This is a genomic window from Rhizobium sp. SL42, assembly GCF_021729845.1.
Lineage (GTDB): Bacteria > Pseudomonadota > Alphaproteobacteria > Rhizobiales > Rhizobiaceae > Allorhizobium.
The window spans coordinates 3,640,645-3,660,007 of sequence record NZ_CP063397.1 but is presented as its reverse complement, the minus strand read 5'-3'; the positions used below and the strand labels follow the sequence as shown (position 1 = coordinate 3,660,007).

Here is a 19,363-nt window from a genome sequence, read left to right as displayed (position 1 = left end):
ACGCGGCTTTCCGGCTTCAATTCGTCTCATTTTTCTACTAGCCTTCGGGACTGAGATTCCCCGGAGGTTGAGTACACATGGCGAAAGTGAAGCTGGCGGACCTGGAAGTGGGCGAAACCCGAGCAGGGGATTACGGCCAGAAGCTCTCCAGCCCGATGCCTTTCTTCACCACAATGGTCATCTTCCTGATCATCGTCGGTTTCATCGCGGCCATCCTGTATCGACAGGCCCACGCGGCCTTCGTCACCAATCCGGGGCTGAATGGCCTCATTCTTGGCGTGCTGGCCGTCGGCATCATCCTGGTGTTCAACCATGTGCTGGCGCTTCGCCCGGAAGTCCGCTGGTTCAATTCCTTCCGTGCCGCCGGCAATGATTTCGACCGCGTCGGTCGCGACCCGCGTCTACTCGCCCCGATGAAATCGCTGATCGGCGGCCGCCGCTCGATGGCGATTTCCAGCACCGCGCTGCGGTCCATTCTCGATTCGATCGGTACCCGCCTCGACGAATCACGCGATACGACACGCTATCTCGTCGGCCTGCTGGTGTTTCTCGGCCTGCTTGGCACCTTCTGGGGCCTGCTGGGTACGATCGCCTCGATCAACGATGTCATCCAGTCGCTCGATCCGTCTTCCGGCGACAGCAATGACGTCCTGACCGCGCTGAAGACCGGCCTGACGGCACCACTGGCCGGCATGGGAACGGCGTTTTCGTCTTCGCTGCTCGGCCTGTCCGGCTCGCTGGTCCTCGGTTTTCTCGATCTCCAGGCGGGCCGCGCGCAGAACCGCTTCTATACGGAACTGGAAAACTGGCTGTCTTCCGTGACGGACCTCGATTCCGAACTGGCGATGGTCTCCGACGCCAGCGGCGCGGTTGCCAGCGAGGATGTGAAGCTGCTGCTTGTGGAGGTTGCGAGGCTCGCCAATCGCGAAGGCGGCGACACGAGCAACAGCGAACGGTCCGTTGCTGCGATTGCCGGACTGGCAGAGGGCATCCAGGGGCTGGTGAAGAATATGCGCAACGAACAGCAGATGCTGCGCGACTGGATCGAGGCGCAGCAGGAGGACGCCCGCGCGATGCGCAAGACGCTCGACCGGCTGAACGACAAGATCGGCGGGACGAAGTAAATGGCGCTCGGCCGCAACCGGCGCCGGGAGCGCTCCGTCGATTACTGGCCGGGCTTCGTCGATGCCCTGTCGACGCTGCTTCTGGCGATCATGTTCCTGCTCACGGTCTTCGTCCTGGCACAGTTCATCCTGAGCCGGGAGATTTCCGGCAAGGACGAGGTGTTGAACAGGCTGAACAGCCAGATTGCCGAACTCACACAGTTGCTGGCGCTTGAAAAGAGCGGCAAGCAGGATCTCGAGGACACACTGGCCAGCCTGCAGTCGTCGCTGGCATCCTCGGAAAGCGAGCGAAGCCGCTTGCAGCAGCTTCTGGAAAGCGGAGCCGGGTCTGCGGATGCGGCCAATGTGAAAGTGGGCAGGCTGACTCAGGAACTGGACGCGGAAAAGCAGGTCAGCACGCGGGCAATGAGCCAGATCGAGCTGCTCAACCAGCAGATCGCCGCATTGCGGGCACAGATCGCTGCCATCGAGGAGGCGCTGCAGGCGTCGGAAGCCAAGGATGCAAATTCCCAGGCGAAGATCTCCGATCTTGGCCGCCGGCTCAACGTGGCCCTGGCGCAGCGGGTCCAGGAATTGAATCGCTATCGATCCGACTTCTTCGGCCGGCTGCGGGAAATCCTGTCGGATCGTGAAAACATCCGCATCGTCGGTGACCGTTTCGTCTTCCAGTCGGAAGTGCTTTTCCCTTCGGGCGGCAATGTGCTCAATCCGGCCGGGGAGGTCGAGATGGCAAAGCTGGGTACTGCCCTGCTTGATCTTGCGCGGGAGATTCCACCGGAAATCAACTGGGTGCTGCGTGTCGATGGTCATACTGACAATGTGCCGCTCGCCGGAACGGGTCGTTACGCCGACAACTGGGAGCTGTCTGCCGCACGTGCGATCTCGGTGGTGAAATACCTCATTGCCCAAGGGGTTCCCGCAAACCGTCTGGTGGCTGCGGGTTTCGGGGAAAACCAGCCGATTGCCGAAGGCGACAGCGTCGAGGCACGATCCCAGAACCGCCGCATCGAGCTGAAACTCACTGAACGGTGAATTCGGTACTGTACAGTTCCAGACCCACCCTATTTGAGGATTGTATTACGTGCGCGTAAGCGTAACACTGCGTGCTGCGGGAGGACATCATGCAGCAATTCGATATTCTGGTCATCGGTGCCGGTTTGGCTGGCCTTGTTGCCGCCACCGAAGCGGTGGAGCGGGGCCTCAAGGTCGGTGTTATCGATCAGGAGGGCGAACAAAATCTCGGTGGCCAGGCTTTCTGGTCGCTGGGTGGCCTGTTCTTCATCGACAGTCCCGAGCAACGGCGGATGGGCATTCGCGACAGCTTTGATCTCGCGCGGCAGGACTGGTTCGGTTCGGCAGGGTTTGATCGCACCGAGGATTTCTGGCCACGCCAATGGGCAGAGGCCTATCTGCATTTTGCCGCCGGCGAGAAGCGGAGCTGGCTGAAGGCGCAAGGGGTAAGCTGGTTTCCGGTGGTCGGCTGGGCCGAGCGTGGCGGAGCGCTCGCCACTGGACACGGCAATTCCGTGCCGCGCTTTCATGTGACATGGGGCACCGGCCCGGGTGTGCTTGCGCCCTTCGTACAGCGGGCCAGGAGTGCTGCAGATGCTGGCAAGCTGACGTTCCTGTTCCGTCATCAGGTGGATCGCCTGGTTGTTACCGATGGCGCGGTGACGGGTGCCGCCGGTTCTGTTCTGGCAGGCGACGCGACACCAAGGGGCGCCACCAGCTCGCGCAATGTGATCGGCAGCTTCGAGGTGCGGGCAGACGCTGTGATCGTTGCTTCCGGTGGCATCGGCGGCAACCACGATCTGGTGCGCAAGAGCTGGCCTGTGGACCGGCTCGGGCCGCCGCCGAAATCGATGGTCGCGGGCGTGCCTGCCCATGTCGATGGGCGCATGCTCGGGATAACGCAGGTGGCCGGTGGCGAGGTCATCAATGGCGACCGGATGTGGCACTACACGGAGGGCCTGCGCAACTGGGATCCGATCTGGCCGAACCACGGGATCCGCATCCTGCCCGGACCGTCTTCGTTCTGGTGCGATGCCGATGGCAACCGGTTCGCCTCCCCGGTCATGCCGGGCTTCGATACGCTGGCGACGCTGAAGGCGATCAGAGCGCGCGGGGATGAGTATTCCTGGTTCATCCTCAACAAGGCGATCATCAAGAAGGAGTTTGCGCTGTCCGGTTCGGAGCAGAATCCCGACCTGACCGAAAAGGATCTGCCGCTGCTGTTGAAACGGCTGGGCAAGAACCCGCCGGGTCCGGTCCAGGCTTTCATGGACAAGGGGGAAGACTTCGTCGTCCGTGACACGCTGGAAGACCTGATTTCGGCGATGAACGCAGTGACCGGCGAACATCGCCTTGGCATCCACCATGTCAGGACGCAGATCGAGGCTCGCGACCGGGAGATCGACAACACGTTCAGCAAGGATGCACAGGTCACCGCCATTCGCGGTGCGCGCAACTATCTCGGCGACAAACTGATGCGTACGGCAAAGCCACACAGGCTGCTCGATCCCAAGGCGGGACCGCTGATCGGGGTCCGGCTGCATATCCTGACCCGCAAGACGCTGGGCGGTTTGCACACCGATCTCGACGGACGGGTGCTGTCGCGCGACAACAAGCCGATTGCCGGGCTCTATGCGGCGGGGGAAGTATCAGGCTTCGGCGGTGGCGGCATGCATGGCTACAATGCGCTGGAGGGCACCTTCCTCGGCGGCTGCCTGTTCTCCGGACGCGTTGCCGGCAGAGCCGCCGGAGGTTGATCCGGCGGTCTCCTTGTTACGGGCAAATTGAGATGGCAATCAGTCCATCTGCACGTTGGCGTCGCGCACGACAGGTGTCCACTTGGCCATCTCGGCCTTGACGTGGGCTGCCAGTTCCTCGGGGCTCGATGCGACGACGGTTGCGCTGAATTCCTTCATGCGCTCGACAACGGCCGGATCGGCCATGGCGACTTTTGCCGAGGCGTTCAGGCGGTCGACGACCTCCTTGGGCGTGCCTTTCGGGGCAAACAGCGCGTTCCAGGTATAGGTCTCGTAGCCTGGGATACCAGCCTCGGCCATAGTCGGCACGTCGGGGAAGGATGGCGCCCGTTCGGCTGTCGTCACGGCCAGCGCCCGCAACGTGCCGGCCTTGATGTGGCCAGAGGACGAAGGAAGATTGTCGAACATGATCGAGACCTGGTTGCCGATCACATCGGTGAGGGCAGGGCCGGAGCCCTTGTAGGGCACGTGCTGCATCTTGACGCCGGCCATGGCGTTGAACAATTCGCCTGACAGATGCAGCGGAGTGCCATTGCCCGACGAGGCATAGCTGTACTTTTCCGGCTCGGCCTTCAGCAGGGCAAGCAGTTCCTTGACGTCCTTTGCCGGTAATTGCGGATTGACGACCAGCACATTCGGAACGACCACAAGCAACGAGACCGGGGCGAAGTCGGTTTCGGCATCATAGGGCTTGTTCTTCAGGATCAGCGGATTGAGCGCATGGGTGGCAACGGTGCCCATCAGGATCGTGTAGCCGTCCGGTTCTGCGCGTGCGACATTTCCAGCACCGAGGCTGCCGCCGGCGCCGCCGACATTCTGCACCACGACCTGCTGACCGAGATCGGTCGACATGCGCTCGGCAATGACCCGCGCGACGACATCGGTCGAGCCGCCCGCGGCAAAGGGCACGACCAGCGTGACAGCACGCTCGGGAAATTCGGCCTGCGCCGTGCCGACCGACACCACGCCGGCCAGCAGGCCCGCCGCGATTATGGATTTAACGAATGACATGAACATTCCTCCCGTCATGTGTTGACTATCCGGCGGCCACAGCTCCTCCCGCGCCCGTCCGGATGGGTTGATTGTCGCGTTCCGGTGAGACCGAACAACGGCAATGCGCTGTGGTTGTAGGACGGCTGCACGTCTTTGGTGGGGGATGGGTGGATTTCTGCCCAAACGGCCGCAAACATGGGTGAAGATCCACCCATGTTTGTTCGTCGCCTCAGCGGTCTTGCGCTGGTGCGCTACTGCGCCGCGGCGGTGAAATCGCGGCCGCCGGTCTCGAACTGCAGGCGAGCCAGTTTGGCATAGAGGCCACCCTGCTGAATCAGGCTCTGATGCGTTCCTTGTTCGACGATATGGCCATCATCAAGCACCAGGATGCGGTCTGCCTTGAGTACCGTTGCAAGGCGATGGGCGATGACGATCGTCGTGCGGTTGCTCATCAGGCCGTCGAGGGCTTTCTGCACAAGCGTCTCGCTTTCGGCATCCAGCGCCGAGGTCGCTTCGTCGAGCAACAGCAGGGGAGCGTCGCGGAGCAGTGCACGGGCAATGGCGATACGCTGGCGCTGGCCGCCGGACAGCGTTATGCCGCGTTCGCCGACGACGGTGTCGAAGCCGTTTTCAAGTCTGTTGATGAACTCGCTCGCCTGGGCTGCTTCGGCCGCTGCCTCGACCATCCGGCGGTCGGCGTTTGGCGAGCCGAAGGCGATGTTGTCATGGATCGACGCGGCGAAGATGGTGACGTCCTGCGGCACGATGGCCGTGCGGGCACGCAAGGCCTGCGGATCAACGGTGCGGATATCGGTGCCGTCGAGATAGACCGTGCCCTGTGACGGATCGTAGAATCGCAGGATCAGCGAAAAAATGGTGCTTTTCCCGGCCCCTGACGGACCGACAATGGCGACCGTTTCGCCCGGAGCGACGTTGAAGGACAAGCCTTTGAGAGCGGATTTCGCGGTGCGGGAGGGATAGGCGAAGCGCACGTCGTCGAATGTCACGCGGCCCTCGGCCGGCATCGGCAGGACAGCTGGATGTGCGGGTGCCGCGATGGCCGGATGTTCTGCGAGCAGTTCGGTCAGGCGCTCGGCGGCCCCGGAGGCCTGGGAGAGTTCACCCCAGACTTCCGACAGGGTGCCCAGCGAGCCGCCGGCAATCACGGAACAAAGCAGGAACTGGCCGAGCGTGCCGGCGGACATCGTGCCGGCTAGGACGCTTTGCGCGCCGAACCAGAGCACGGCGACGATGCTGCCGAAAATCAGCGCTATGGCGACGCCGGTCAAGAGCGACCGCGACTTGATGGCAGCACGGGCCGCTTCATAGGCGCTTTCCACGGCGGAGCCATATCGCAGGCGCGCCATTTCCTCGGCGTTGAAGGCCTGCAGGGTGCGGGCGAAGCCGATCATCTCACCGGCAAAGGTGGACGCTTCGGCCAAAGTGTCCTGAGCTGTGCGGGAGCGCTTGCGGACCGAGCGGCCGAAGGCGACCAGCGGAAAGACGATGATCGGGATGGCTGCCAGCACCATGACCGACAGGCGCGGGCTGGTGTAGATCATCATCGCGACCGCGCCGAGACAGAGAATCGAATTGCGCAGGGCGAGCGAGGCGGTCGCGCCGACCGCAGATTTCAGCTGAACCGTGTCCGCGGTCAGGCGGGAGACGATTTCGCCCGACTGGTTGATGTCGAAGAAGGATGGCGACAGCCGGGTCACATGGGCGAACACGTCGCGGCGCAAATCCGCGACCACACGCTCGCCAATGGTGATGACGAAATAGTAGCGCATGGCGCTGGCAACGGCGAGGACCAACGCCATGACGATCATCATGGCGAAGTATTTGTTGATAAAGCCGCTGTCGGAAACATTGAAGCCGTGATCGAGCATGCGGCGGATGGCAATGGGCAAGGCAAGCGTGGTGGCCGCGGCAAGGCCGAGGAAGATGACGGCGCCGGCGACCAGTCCGCGATATCGTTTCACATAGGGCAAGAGACTGCTTAGCGGCTTCAGTGAGCGGCGTTTCTTGTCGTTGTTTTCTGCTTCCAAGGTCACTCGGCATTGCTCCTGACAGTGCTTGCAGGCTTTCGTGCCGTGGCACTTGTTATCCCTGCGCCCTTCATGTATAGGCACGGCATCGAATTGGGAAGCCGTGGCCTGATCGGACTGCGGCTTCATGTATTGAATAGGTCCCGCTGGCGCAATTGCGGCAAATGGACCCTACCGGCACAGCAGGAATAGAGTTATGAAGGCTGACATTCATCCCGACTACCACGTCATCAAAGTCGTCATGACCGATGGCACCGAATATGAAACGCGTTCGACCTGGGGTTCGGCTAACGCTACCATGAACCTCGAAATCGATCCGAAGTCGCATCCGGCCTGGACCGGCGGTAACCAGCAGTTGATGGACCGCGGTGGCCGCCTTTCGAAGTTCAACAAGCGTTTCGGCGGCCTTGGCCTCTAATCGTCTGCGAACTCTGCAAGATTGCAAAAAGCCCGGCTTCAGCCGGGCTTTTTTTTGTTTTGACCGATCCTGCGCAAGAGTACCGTTCAGATTGCTGCCAGCCGGTCGGCGACCTCCTCGAGAGCGAGATCGTGCTTTGCTGCGAGCGTCTTGCCGAATTCGATCAGGGCCATGATATTGCCAGGACTTGCATCGTCGAGTGCGTCGTTGGCACCGACGAGAGGCGCATCCAGCCTGAAATAATTCAACGACCCGCGATTGGCCGTGGTGACGATCGTTGCGCCGTCGGTAAATTTCGGCGGATTGCGGTTCATAAGCTTGTTGAGCTGATAGGACGCCGTACTCGCCTGTCCCTGCATGAAGACTGAAATCAGCGGCGTGTCATTGGCCGGATTGATCCAGCCGCCGGCACCCCAGTTCTTCGCCTGCTGATAGGGGATCTTGCGGTTGGCGGATCCCGTTCCGAGTGAAAGGATGATCATTTCCTCGCCATTGTCGCGCCAACCAAGCTTGCTGCCTTCTACATAGGCGGCCATGGCCGGGTCATTGGCGAAGACGCCACCGTCAACCATCGGGATCACCGGAATTTCCCCCCGGTTCCTTGCGGCAAGATCCTCGACCAGCGCCGGTTCGAAATAGGTGGGAGCTGCCGATGAGCCCCGCACCGCCTGCCAGAAATAGAAGCGCGCGTGCTCGGCATCTGCATTGGTCATGAAGACGGCACGTCGCGTGTGGATGTCGTATGCCGTGATCAGTACCTTGGTCAAAGCCTGGGCAATTTCCGTCGTCTTGCCCAGCATGTCGATCAGGATCTTTTCCAGCGCCGCTGCATCGTAGTGCTCGTCCAGCAGGCCACCAAGATTGGCGAGCTTGCGGAACAGGGACTGGTCGAAGATCGCTGGCCCCTTGACGCGATAGAGTTCAAGCAGCATCGCCGCGTTGGCAACGGGCTGATCCGGATGGCGGGGTTTCGGGCAGGTAAGGCCGGCGGCGATGATGGCGCCGGTCGATGTGCCGGCGATCAAGTGGAAGTAGCGATAGAGGGGCAATGTCTTGCCCCGGGCCTTGAGCTTGTCTTCGAGCACGGTGAGTACGGCTGCGGGAACGGCACCGCGAATGCCACCGCCGTCTATCGAAAGAATGAACTTCGTCATGACGTCCTCCCTTGGATTGCAAGAGAGTGACATCATTATTTAAAGTTGTAAATATCCTAACAAACACGCTGAGGTGCATGGTTAACAAAAAGCCCGGTCATGCGGGCGCATGCCGGGCTATCGTATCATTTCAGATCGTTTTGGGGCGAGCGTGGCTCAGCCGGCGTTGAAAGCCGTGCGCAGCAGGTTCAACTGTGCCTGGACGCTGTTTTCGTTGTCCGGCAGGAATTCTTCTTCCTGCGGGCGATAGATTTCGCGGTCGAGCAGGGCGATGCGGTTCTGCAGGCGCAGCGAGCGCTCGACGAGATCGCGGAAGGATTCCGGGAGGTCGAGCCAGCCGGGGGCCGTGCGATCGACGTTGAAGCCGTCGAGGCGCACCTTGCTCTTTTCGGAGAGAACCTGATCGCGGCTCATCTCGCCATTGTTGACGGCACGCTGCAGCAGCAGCCAGGAAGCCATCTGCATCAGGCGGGTGGTCAGGCGCATGGATTCAGCGGCGTAGAGAACAGATGCCTGACGGGGCAGGACCTTGGCGGCAGCGCGGCCAGGACCGTCGAGGTAGGCGGCGGTTTCTTCAACCAGGCCCATGCCTTCAGCATAGGTCGCCTTGAACTGGCTGGATGCCGCTGCGCGACCGGCGAAGCTAACCGTATTCAACCCGAGTTCCGACATGGATGTTTCCCTGTAAAACGCATCACTATTGTACGTAACGGCAGCGGTGCGATCTTGTTCCTGCCGCATTTGGTGAGGCTACGATGCTACCAATACCCCAAATGCGCAAGGCGTTTCTTAAGGAAGGGTTAATTCCCACAATTTTGCGGTAAGTTTGCGGCGCAAAGCAAAAAAAGAGCCGCAAACGCGGCTCTCAAGGTAAAACAGGGAGAAAATCAGACCATCGCCGTTAGGTGAAACTGCCTGAATCCAGGAGGACTGGATGAGGTTAGTTTCCATGAAAAGAGTTAACGCCAAGTAAATTGAATCGAAAGAAATGGATCTTTACAGACCAGACTGATGGAAAATGTCTGTTTTCGATTTTATACTTTCGGTCCGAACAGGCGGTCGGCTGCCTTTCGACCTGCTTCCTTACGCTCGATCTCTGCTTTGATTCGGTCGATTTCCTGCTCCAGCAGGGCGATGCGGTGGCGCAGTTCGTCGGCCGAGATCGCCGTCAGCTCCGCGCCGATCTCATGTTTCGTCGTTGTCTTGCGCGGCAGATCGTCGAAGGTCATGCCCGTTCCTCCGCGGCAGAGGCGTTCTGCTCGTCCTGATCGGGCAGCCGTGCGGCGCGCGGATCCAGCGACAGGCTTTCGGCCGTGCCCATGGGAGAGGCGCTGATCGGCAGGTTCGGGACGTTGTCGCGTTCACCCGCCGGAATCGCCGCACGCAGGCGGCTGCGATAGATCGCATAGGCCGACAGCGTCAGATGCGCCAGCGCGGTGACGGCAAACAGCGCGTAGGGTCCCATAAGGGTCATCACCGGTCCGCCGAGGGTCGGCCCGATGATCGTGCCGATACCGAAGAGCAGCAGCAGGCCGCCGGAGACCTTGACGAACTCGTCGGCTCCGGCGAAGTCGTTCGCATGGGCGACGGCAATCGGATAGAGGGCATTGGCCGCCGCACCATAGATCGCGACAAACAGGATCATCATGCCGGGATCGCTCGGCCGGAAAATCAGCAGGATGAGTGCGGCAAGTGCCGCCAGCAGCGAAAGGGCCGCCAGCACAAAGCGGCGGTCGATCCGGTCAGAGAGCTTGCCGGCCGGAAACTGCATCAAGGCGCCGAGGAAGATCGTGACGGACAGCATGATGGCGATGGTGCCGGCGTCCAAACCCGCACGGGTGCCGAAAACCGCGCCGAGCGTGCCGTAGGCGCCGTTGGCGATGCCGATCAGCAGGATGCCGATGAAGGAGACCGGTGAGTTGCGATAGAGGTTCGGCAGGTCGATCTTTACCGATTTCAGCGGTTGCGGGGTTTCCGCCGTCGACATGGTTGTCGGCATGATGGCGAAACAATAGACGATACCGCAAATCATGAAGAGGATCGTGGTCTCGGGATCGAATACGCCGACCATCATCTGGCCTCCCACCACGCCGATCAGGGTGATCGAGATGTAGAGCGAGAAGATCATGCCGCGGCTTTCGTTCGTGGCGCGTTCGTTGAGCCAGCTTTCAACGATCATCGAGGTGCCGGCGGTACAAAATCCGGTAATGGCGCGCAGGAGCACCCACCAATGCGCATCGACCACGATGCCGGTCAATAGCGCGATGACCGCAATCAGTGAAACGAAGGTGGAAAAGGCGCGTACATGGCCGACGCGCATGACGAGCTTGGGCGCGACGAAGCAACCGAAGACGAAGCCGGTGGCCCAGGACGTCCCGAGCAGACCGAGCACTTCGTTTGAATAACCTTCGACGGCGCCGCGGACCGGCAGCAGAAGACCATGCAGGCCATTTCCGAGAAACAGGAAGAGCGTGCCCAGCAGGAGGGCCGCAACCGGCAAAAGATTTCGTCTCATGGCAATGTCTTGTCGATTGGGGGTTGGCAGGGCTTCCGATCGGAACGCAAACTACAACGTCACAGTAGATGGATCTTCCTACCGTTGTCTGAATGGAGCTGCGGCTTGCAGAAATTCTTTCTGGAAGGCAAAAGTGACGGCGTTGTGACCGCATGCGCCGGGCGCCAAGGAAGAATGATGACAAAAGCCATCTCCGCCTTTTTGATCCTTGCGATGCTTATTCAGCTGATCAAGCCGCTGGGCCTGCCCGGTTTGCGCAGGCGCGGTGATTTCTGGAAGCTTGCCGTGGTTGCCTTCGTGATCTGGTCGATCACACTTCTGGCTCGCGATTTCCTCTGATCAGAGGCGGATCGTCCCGTGCATCACCTCGACCGAGCTTCCCGACACCGTGACGTCCTCGAAGCGGCCTCCAGCGACATTGACCTGAAGCCGGATCAGGCTGCGTCGTCCCATCTCGACTCCCTGCTCGACGAGGAGCTGCCGGCTTTGCGGCTCCGGGTTCAGACTGGCGAGGTAGGCGCCGAGCGCTGCCGAGGCGCTGCCGGTCGCAGGGTCCTCGGTGACGTTGTCCAGCGGGGCAAAGACGCGGGCGCGGACATGATCCTCACCCACCCAGGTATACAGGAAGGTGGCGCAGTCACATTCTTGGTCGGCATAGGCGTCGCGCAGGGCTGTGACGGCATCGATCCGGGAGGCAGCGCCGCCAAGAGCCTGAAGGCTGCTGACCTCGATCAGGATGAACTTAAGGCCCACCGAGGCAAATGTCGGCAGATGTCTCGTCGTCACGATGTCGGACGGGGTGAGCCCAATGCAGGGCGCCAGTTGCTCGACGGGAATGGAAGCGCCGATCGTCAACGGGCCGGGCGCGCGTATCGTGGTGGCGATGACTTGGTTACTGCTGTCGCGCTGAACGGAGATCTCGACCAGGCCCGCCTTTTCCTCGAAGCGCAATTGGTCGGAAAGCGCATGGCCAAAGATTTCGCCCATGCCGGCGAGCACGAAGGCGGTGCCGACATTCGGATGACCGGCAAAGGGAATTTCCGTGACCGGCGTGAAGATGCGAACTTCGGCGCTGTTGGCCCGATCCCTTGGCGGCAGCACGAATGTCGTTTCCGAATAGCCGAATTCGGTGGCGATCTGCTGCATGTCTTCGCCGCTCAATCCTCGCGCATCGGTGATGACAGCGAGCGGATTGCCGGAAAAGCGCTGGTCGGTGAAGACATCGACTGTAACGAAGGGAATGTCGCGCATGCTGTTCCGGCTTTCCACTGTTCGAATGGCTTCAGTTCGTCCGCAAGGCCGGGACCGGAAACACCCGGTCATAGGCCCAGTTGAAGGCGAAGGCGTAGACCATGTAGAACAGCGCAAAGGCCACGTCCATCACCAGTGCCTGCCAGAGACTTATGCCGAGATACCAGGCGATGAAGGGCATCAGCACCAGCAGCAGGCCGGCCTCGAAGGCAATGGCATGCAGGACCCGGACGCCCAAGGTTTTCTGCGTCGTGCCGCTGATGCGCTGCATCAGGTGATCGAAGCCGATGTTGTAGAGATAGTTCCAGAGCGTTGCGATCGTCGCGCTGCCAATGCCGACAACGCCGATAGCGTCGATCGGCATCGCGAATGCCAGGGCGCCGAGCGGGATGATGATGGCAAGGCCGATCAGTTCGAAGCTGATGGCGTGGCGGATACGGTCGCTGGTCGAGCGCATGGAAAACTCCGGATGTTCTGGCCGGGTCGTCCCGTATTCGTGCCCATGGTGGGGAGGTCGTCCTCGACTGGTCATATAGGACGAAGGGGTGGCAGGGGCAAGGGTGAGTCGTTCACGGCACCCATGCGTCTAGGCTATGGGTGTCGCCTTCACCACACCGGCAAGCCGGGCGCCATGCTCGCGACGCAGGCGAGCATGCTGTTTTCTGTTCTCGCACCATGGAAAAGCCCGGCGCGAAGCCGGGCCTCCGCGCTGGACAGCTGATGCGTCAGACCTTTTTCACGCTCGCGGCACAGATCTGGTCGATCGTATCCGCGATGCTGGCGTTGAATTCGGCATCGCTCATCGAGACGCGCAGCTTTTCCGTCAAGGCGCGCGAGAAGCTTGCGATCATGTCGTGGTTGTGGCTGAGCTTTTCGCAGGCGTCCGCTGTGCTGTAGCCGCCGGACAGGGCGACGACACGGGCGACCTGCTTACGGGCGGCCAGCGGCGCGTAGAAATCGGCAACCGTCGGGATTGTCACCTTCAGCATGACAGTTTCTCCGGCCGGGAGCTTGTCGAGATGGTTGGCGATCTCGTCACGCAGAATGGCTTCGGCTTCCGTCTTGGTCGGGCTCTTGATCGACACTTCCGGCTCGACGATCGGGATCAGGCCCTGGCCGATGATCTGGCGGGCCACTTCGAACTGCTGCTCGACGACGGCTGCAATGCCCGCCTTGTCGGCATTGGCGATCACGGAGCGCATCTTGGTGCCGAAAATACCCTTCTCGCGGCCGCGGATCAGGAGAGTATCGAGATCCGGCATCGCCTTCATCAACTGGACGCCGTTTTCCTCGTCGAGCAGACCCTTGTCGATCTTGAGGAAAGGCACGACGCCCCGCTTTTCCCAGAGGTAGGTCGGAACGGCCTGACCTTCGGCTTCCCCGTCCATGGTCCGCTCGAACAGGATTGCACCGATGACCTTGTCGCCGGTAAAGGCAGGCGCGCGCATGATGCGGACGCGCATCGCATGCATCAGGCGAAACATCTCCTCGTCGCCCTTATAGTCGGCTTCGGAGATCCCGTAGAGGCTCAACGCTTTGGGTGTCGAACCGCCGCTCTGGTCAAGCGCCGCAATGAAACCCGGCGCCGAGCTGATCTTGTTCAACATCTTTGCGTCCACCATACCTTACTCCTATCCCTGGACATGGCGCCTGCTGCGCTCACGTATGTTCACTGTTTTACGATCAATCAGCAATGGCTGCTGATCAGATTCCGGATCGGCTTCTTCAAAGCCTTCAGGTGTTTCCAGTCTTGGAAAACCAAGATGATACCGGCGATAACAGAACTTCCATGGTGGGAAAATGGTGGCTTAAGTCATTGAAACGATTGAAATCATTTCAATCGTTTTAAAATTCAAACTTTTTTAAAAGATCAACCGGCGTGACTTATTGTTTCAGGCCACGCCGGCTTCGTTCACAGTATTCAGCCAGCCTTGGTCAGGACAGCAACGCCTGGCAGTTCCTTGCCTTCCATCCATTCAAGGAAGGCGCCACCAGCGGTGGAGACATAGGAGAAGTCGTCGGCAACGCCGGCATGGTTGAGCGCGGAGACGGTATCGCCACCGCCGGCGACCGAAACAAGCTTGCCGGCCCTGGTCTGCTCGGCGGCATGTTTTGCCGCCGAAACGGTGGCCGTATCGAAGGGCGTGATCTCAAACGCGCCGAGCGGGCCGTTCCAGACGAGGGTCGCACCCTTGGAGATCCAGGCATTGATCGCCTCGACCGATTTCGGCCCGACGTCGAGCATCATCGCGTCTGCCGGGATGGCGGCGATATCGACAGTCTCGTTGGCGGCATTGGCCTTGAATTCGCGGGCAACCACGCCGTCGACCGGCAGAACGATGGCGCAGCCGGCGGTCTTGGCGGTTTCCATGATCGCGCGGGCGGTGTCGGCAAGATCATGCTCGCAGAGCGACTTGCCGACATTGATGCCCTGGGCGGCGATGAAGGTGTTGGCCATGCCGCCGCCGATGACGAGGGCATCGACCTTGGTGACGAGGTTGGACAGGAGGTCGATCTTGGTCGAGACCTTGGCGCCGCCGACAATCGCGACGACCGGGCGCTTCGGCTGGCCGAGGCCCTTTTCGAGCGCTTCCAGCTCGGCCTGCATGGTGCGGCCGGCATAGGCCGGCAGGTGATGGGCGAGGCCTTCGGTCGAGGCATGGGCGCGGTGTGCCGCCGAGAAGGCGTCGTTGACGTAAATGTCGCCATTCTTGGCGAGTTCGGCGGTGAATTCCGGCGTGTTCTTTTCCTCACCCTTGTGGAAGCGAGTGTTTTCCAGCAGCAGGATGTCGCCGTTGTTCAACTTGGCGATCGCAGACGCGGCGGCTTCGCCGACGCAGTCCGAGGCAAAGGCGACGCGCTGGTCGAGCACTTCCTCGACGGAGGGGGCGATCAGCGACAGGGACTGGTCGGCGACGGGTTCACCCTTGGGGCGGCCGAAATGGGCGAGCAGGATGACCTTGGCGCCCTTTTCCGACAGTTCCTTGATGGTCGGGGCGACGCGCTCGATGCGGGTGGTGTCCGAGACCTTGCCGTCCGTGACGGGTACATTGAGGTCGACGCGAACAAGCACGCGCTTGCCTGCGATGTCGGTGAGATCGTCGAGTGTCTTGAAAGCCGGCATGGAAATACCCGTCGTTGTGCGGTTGAACTGGGTCAATACCAATCATCACTGGTATGTCGGGCCGGACCTTACACCGCTTGCATGACGACGCAAGGCGATCAAAAGACTATTTTTCCACCTGGCTTTCGGCGATGCGCGCGGCCCGCTTGCGCCGCAGATAGTCACGCAGCGCGTGGGCCAGTTCGCGGATATTCAGGAAGATCGGCAGGGTGGTTGCCGGCTCCACCGGTTCCATCGAGACGCCGACGGAGGCGATGTGTCCCAGTTCGTCGATATCGCGAACGATGAGCACGATCGGACCGAGGCGCACGCGGTCGGCATATTCACCGCGGCCGCCGAGGCGCTGGAGAATCAGTTCGGCGACCGTCTTGGCGCGCTCGCCGTCGCTGATGAGAAGCGGCCCATAGGCCTCGTCGAGGTTCTGGACCAGCGTCGCGGGCGAGATTGCGAAGGTTCCGAAGAATTCGCCGTCGTCCTCGGCGACCGGGGCTGCGGAAGCAAACAGGCGATCGAGCAATCTGGAATAGGCGGGCACGACGAACAGATAGACATTGTCGTTCTCACGGAGTCGCCCGGCATATTGGTAGCGCATCGATTTCCCGTCGCGGATGACCAGGGACGGCATGGCCCAGCGGGGAATGCGCTCGCCGCGCAAGATCGGGCTTCCGGCCACGACGCGGTAGGCGAGCAGTTCGTGATTGGCCGATCCGGGAAGATCCAGTTCGACCTTGTCGATGGCGCCGATGCGTGGCGGGATGATCAAGCCGAGCTTCTTGGCAACCGGCTTGATCGTCCAGCCCTGCACGACCAGCGAGATCATCACGACGATGAAGGCGGTGTTGAAATAGGTATGGCTGTTTTCCAGATGGCCGATGACCGGCACGATACCGAGCAGGATCGAGACGGCGCCACGCAAGCCGATCCAGGCGATGAATCCCGTTTCGCGCTGGGTAAAGTCGAAGGGCAGGAGGCAGAGCCAGACGGCGAGCGGTCTGGCGATGAAGACGAGGAACAGCCCGAGCACGACCGCCGGCAGCAGGATGTCGAGGAATTGCGTCGGAGTGGCGAGCAGGCCAAGCACGAGGAACATGATGATCTGGGCAAGCCAGGTCATGCCATCCTGAAAGCGGCTGATGGAGCCGGTTGCCGGCAGCTTGCGCGAACCGGCATAGATGCCGGCGACATAGACGGCTAGAAAGCCGCTGCCGCCAATGGTGCCGGTAAATGCGAAGATCATCAGGGCGAGAGCCAGCAGAAAGATTGGCGCCAGACCGCGCTCTACCTGCATGCGCTTGAGCACGAAGACGATGACCGCGCCGCCGATCAGCCCGACGACGAGGCCAAGGCCCATCTGTTCGAGGAACAGCAGCAGCAGTTGAAGATCGAGGCCGCTATAACCGGCGCCGCTCGAAATCAGTTCGACAAGCGCGATGGTCAGGAAAATCGCCATCGGGTCGTTGGTGCCGGATTCGACTTCGAGCGTGGAGCGCACCTTGTCGCGGATATTGATGCCGCCGATGCGCAGCAGGAAGAAGACCGCGGCGGCATCGGTCGAGGCCAGGATGGCGCCAAGCAGCAGGCCTTCGAGATAGGTCAGGTCGAGCAGCAGATGGGCGGCGAGGCCGAACAACAGGGTGGTGACGAGCACCCCGATGGTCGCCAGCGTCAGTGCGGGCGATGCCGACAGCCTGAAGGATTGCAGTGATGTGCCATAGCCCGAGTCGAACAGGATGATGGCAAGCGCGACCGAACCGATGACGTAGGCGAGGGAGAAGTTGGACAACTCGATACCGAGACCGTCGGTGCCGGCGCCCAGGCCGATCAGCAGGAAGAGCAGCAGCAGCGGTGCGCCGAAGCGGAACGCGATCAGGCTCGAGAAGGCAGCCAGAAGAACAAGCGCTGTCGCCACCAAGGTGACCGCATAAAATTCGTCCAATCCCTTACCCTCTTGCCGCACATCCGATCATACGCCGCCAAGTGTCCCGCGCCATGCCGAGGCTGTCAAACCGAGGCAGGTTGGCATCGCCCCGTTTTCAGCCGGGGGACATGTTTTTCAAAAGAACAAACAGGAGTGCCGAACGGCAGGACCAGAGATGTCAGGAAATCGTGATCAGAGTAGGGCGGCCTATAAAAAAGACATAGGAAAGAACGCCTTATTGAAGCAGGCGAAGCGGGCATTGTGGCCGGATCGCGGCTTATTGCGGCCGGAGCTCGAGGTCTGCGAATATGCGCCCGACGGCGGCTTCGGACAAGGGCTTGGTGAGAAATCGGGATCCGGATGGAAGCAGGTGCATGTCGGGGTGGTAACGGCCCGATATCACGATGATCTTGCAGGCAGGTGCCTGGCCATGAATGTGGTTTGCCAGTTCCAATCCGTTCATCGAACCCGGCATGTCTATGTCGGTGAGCAGTGCGGCGATATCCACTGTGTTTTGAAAGACCGCCATGGCCTCGTCGGCATTGGCCGCGTCGACGACGTCGAAGCCGGCATCCACAAGGATGTCGACCAGGTCGAGCCGGATCAAACCATCGTCTTCCACGACCAGTAAACGCGTCTTTTGTGCCTGTGCCACGATCAATGCTCTTGTTGAAATCCGGCCAGTTCCGTTGAAATGATTAAGTTGAAGCCCTCCGGCGCATAGGTGAAATCGACCTTGCAGTCGGCCGTGCCGGCAAGGCCAGCCCTGATCAGGCGTGTGCCGCTGCTTTCTGTGCCGGGATGGATGACCGGCGGCCCACCGCTCTCCCTCCAGACCAGTTCGAAGCGGTCCTGATGGGGCCCCATGACACCCCATGTCAGGTTGACGCGTCCTTCCGGGACCGAAAGCGCGCCATGCTTCAGCGCGTTGGTCGCAAGTTCGTGCAGGATGAGCGACAGCGACAGGGAAGACCGGGAGCCAATCTTCAGGTTGGGACCCGAGGTCGTGATCCGCGGCGCGTTGGGATCGTCGTGCAGCGAAATCATCTGTGCGACGAGGTCACCCACCCTGGAAGAGCCGTTGCCGCCCTTGATGATCGCATCATGGGCGTAACTCAGGACGCTGATGCGGTCTGAGAGTGTCCTGCGCGCGGTTTGCATGTCGGGCGCGCTGCGCAATGTCTGCGAGGCGATCGCCTGGACCATTGCCAGCTGGTTCTTCAACCGGTGGCCAAGTTCATGCGAGAGGAGCTCGCGATGCTTCTCATCGGCGCGCATTTCGGTCACATCGAGCGCCTGGACCAGTATGCCGCCGATCCGACCATCCGGATCGCGCATCGGTTGATAGGCCAGATCGATGATCCGCGTCTGTTTTTCGCCGTTCGCTCCCCGGTTCAATTCGACTTCTAGGCCCTTGGCCACAAAGGGCTCGCCGGTTCGATAGACGCCATCGAGGATGTCGATATAGCCTTGACGCACGACTTCGGGGACGGCATCCGCCACCGGCTTGCCGATAATGTCGCGATTGCCGATCATCGCGTAGTATTGCTCGTTGGCATAGTCGAAGACGTGGTTCTTGCCCGAGAGCATGGCGATGCCGCCCTGGCTCAGTTCGAAAACCTGCATGAAGCGTTCGCGTATCGTCTGCTGCTCGCGGCGCATGAGAACCTCGGCGGTGATCTCCGAACAGGCGCAGAACATGCCAAGCACGGTTCCCCATGGATCGCGTACGGGTGTGTAGGAGAACGAGAAATGGGTCTCTTCGGGATAGCCCTTGCGGTACATCGTGAACTGGATGTCGTCCATCGATGTGCCCTGTCCGGCATAGGCTGCGGTGATGATCGGATCGACCTGATCCCAGATGTCGAACCATAGGTCCCGGAACGGACGGCCGAATGCGGCTGGATGGCGATTGCCGCACATCTGGGCATAGCCGTCATTGTAGAGCGTGATCTGCTCCGGTCCCCAGACGATCAGCATGGGCTGCAGGGACCCCAGCATCACACTCGTCAAGGTGCGCAGTTCCGAGGGCCAGTTTTCATACGGACCT

At 61.0% G+C, this 19,363-nt stretch carries 18 protein-coding genes; 5 read left to right on the top strand and 13 right to left on the bottom strand.

All coding sequences use genetic code 11. From position 1 onward, the window contains the following. Positions 1–77: 77 nt before the first annotated feature. The 3 genes from IM739_RS17300 to IM739_RS17290 all read left to right on the top strand — a co-directional run bounded on the left by IM739_RS17300 (position 78) and on the right by IM739_RS17290 (position 3,892). Positions 78–1,124, top strand: coding sequence for a flagellar motor protein MotA (locus IM739_RS17300; protein WP_237368915.1), 1,047 nt, complete (start codon positions 78–80; stop codon positions 1,122–1,124). Continuing rightward, on the top strand, positions 1,125–2,156 hold the full coding sequence (locus IM739_RS17295; RefSeq protein WP_237368914.1) for a peptidoglycan -binding protein: 1,032 nt from the start codon (positions 1,125–1,127) through the stop codon (positions 2,154–2,156). It begins immediately after the preceding gene. An 89-nt stretch (positions 2,157–2,245) separates the two neighbouring features. Continuing rightward, positions 2,246–3,892 carry an FAD-binding dehydrogenase gene (locus tag IM739_RS17290; protein WP_237368913.1) on the top strand — a complete coding sequence of 549 codons (1,647 nt, stop codon included), beginning with the start codon at positions 2,246–2,248 and terminating at the stop codon, positions 3,890–3,892. Positions 3,893–3,931: 39 nt separating this feature from the next. On the opposite strand, the gene IM739_RS17285 is transcribed toward IM739_RS17290, so the two are convergent. Together IM739_RS17285 and IM739_RS17280 are read right to left on the bottom strand one after the other, a co-directional pair. Further along, positions 3,932–4,903 (bottom strand): Bug family tripartite tricarboxylate transporter substrate binding protein, encoded by a 972-nt coding sequence (locus IM739_RS17285; RefSeq protein ID WP_237368912.1) that lies wholly within the window; start codon positions 4,901–4,903, stop codon positions 3,932–3,934. Positions 4,904–5,136: 233 nt separating this feature from the next. After that, entirely contained in the window at positions 5,137–6,939 is a 1,803-nt protein-coding gene (locus tag IM739_RS17280; RefSeq protein ID WP_237368911.1) for an ABC transporter transmembrane domain-containing protein, read from the bottom strand. A 190-nt stretch (positions 6,940–7,129) separates the two neighbouring features. Here IM739_RS17280 and rpmE point away from each other — a divergent pair, with 190 nt between their 5' ends. After that, positions 7,130–7,351 carry a 50S ribosomal protein L31 gene (gene rpmE / locus IM739_RS17275; RefSeq protein ID WP_007607076.1) on the top strand — a complete coding sequence of 74 codons (222 nt, stop codon included), beginning with the start codon at positions 7,130–7,132 and terminating at the stop codon, positions 7,349–7,351. A gap of 86 nt (positions 7,352–7,437) precedes the next feature. Here the strand turns inward: rpmE and IM739_RS17270 are convergent, their stop codons facing one another. The 4 genes from IM739_RS17270 to IM739_RS17255 all read right to left on the bottom strand — a co-directional run bounded on the left by IM739_RS17270 (position 7,438) and on the right by IM739_RS17255 (position 11,020). Next, entirely contained in the window at positions 7,438–8,505 is a 1,068-nt protein-coding gene (locus tag IM739_RS17270) for a patatin-like phospholipase family protein (RefSeq protein ID WP_237368910.1), read from the bottom strand. A 156-nt stretch (positions 8,506–8,661) separates the two neighbouring features. Next, a complete protein-coding gene (gene rcdA, locus IM739_RS17265) occupies positions 8,662–9,177 on the bottom strand; it encodes a protease adaptor protein RcdA (protein WP_007607063.1) in 516 nt (171 codons plus the stop codon). Positions 9,178–9,539: 362 nt separating this feature from the next. Further along, a complete protein-coding gene (locus tag IM739_RS17260; protein WP_237368909.1) occupies positions 9,540–9,734 on the bottom strand; it encodes a DUF1192 domain-containing protein in 195 nt (64 codons plus the stop codon). Continuing rightward, a complete protein-coding gene (locus IM739_RS17255; protein ID WP_237368908.1) occupies positions 9,731–11,020 on the bottom strand; it encodes an MFS transporter in 1,290 nt (429 codons plus the stop codon). Before IM739_RS17255 ends, IM739_RS17260 begins: the two co-directional genes overlap by 4 nt. A gap of 105 nt (positions 11,021–11,125) precedes the next feature. On the opposite strand from IM739_RS17255, the gene IM739_RS17250 reads away from it, so the two are divergent. Continuing rightward, complete coding sequence (locus tag IM739_RS17250; protein ID WP_237371123.1) at positions 11,126–11,359, top strand: hypothetical protein; 234 nt, start codon at positions 11,126–11,128, stop codon at positions 11,357–11,359. Here the strand turns inward: IM739_RS17250 and IM739_RS17245 are convergent, their stop codons facing one another. The 7 genes from IM739_RS17245 to IM739_RS17215 all read right to left on the bottom strand — a co-directional run bounded on the left by IM739_RS17245 (position 11,360) and on the right by IM739_RS17215 (position 19,314). Beyond that, positions 11,360–12,271: a PhzF family phenazine biosynthesis protein gene (locus tag IM739_RS17245; protein WP_237368907.1), complete on the bottom strand. Its 912-nt coding sequence runs from the start codon at positions 12,269–12,271 to the stop codon at positions 11,360–11,362. It abuts the gene before it with no gap. 31 nt (positions 12,272–12,302) lie between these two features. Next, positions 12,303–12,728 (bottom strand): PACE efflux transporter, encoded by a 426-nt coding sequence (locus tag IM739_RS17240; RefSeq protein WP_237368906.1) that lies wholly within the window; start codon positions 12,726–12,728, stop codon positions 12,303–12,305. 268 nt (positions 12,729–12,996) lie between these two features. Beyond that, entirely contained in the window at positions 12,997–13,893 is an 897-nt protein-coding gene (locus tag IM739_RS17235) for a fructose bisphosphate aldolase (RefSeq protein WP_237368905.1), read from the bottom strand. 299 nt (positions 13,894–14,192) lie between these two features. Then, positions 14,193–15,395: a phosphoglycerate kinase gene (locus IM739_RS17230; RefSeq protein ID WP_237368904.1), complete on the bottom strand. Its 1,203-nt coding sequence runs from the start codon at positions 15,393–15,395 to the stop codon at positions 14,193–14,195. Between the two features lie 106 nt (positions 15,396–15,501). Further along, a complete protein-coding gene (locus tag IM739_RS17225) occupies positions 15,502–17,331 on the bottom strand; it encodes a potassium/proton antiporter (RefSeq protein WP_237368903.1) in 1,830 nt (609 codons plus the stop codon). Positions 17,332–17,590: 259 nt separating this feature from the next. Then, positions 17,591–17,968, bottom strand: a complete 378-nt coding sequence (locus IM739_RS17220) for a response regulator (RefSeq protein ID WP_237368902.1) — start codon at positions 17,966–17,968, stop codon at positions 17,591–17,593. A 2-nt stretch (positions 17,969–17,970) separates the two neighbouring features. Next, positions 17,971–19,314, bottom strand: a complete 1,344-nt coding sequence (locus IM739_RS17215) for a sensor histidine kinase (protein ID WP_237368901.1) — start codon at positions 19,312–19,314, stop codon at positions 17,971–17,973. Positions 19,315–19,363: the final 49 nt, after the last annotated feature.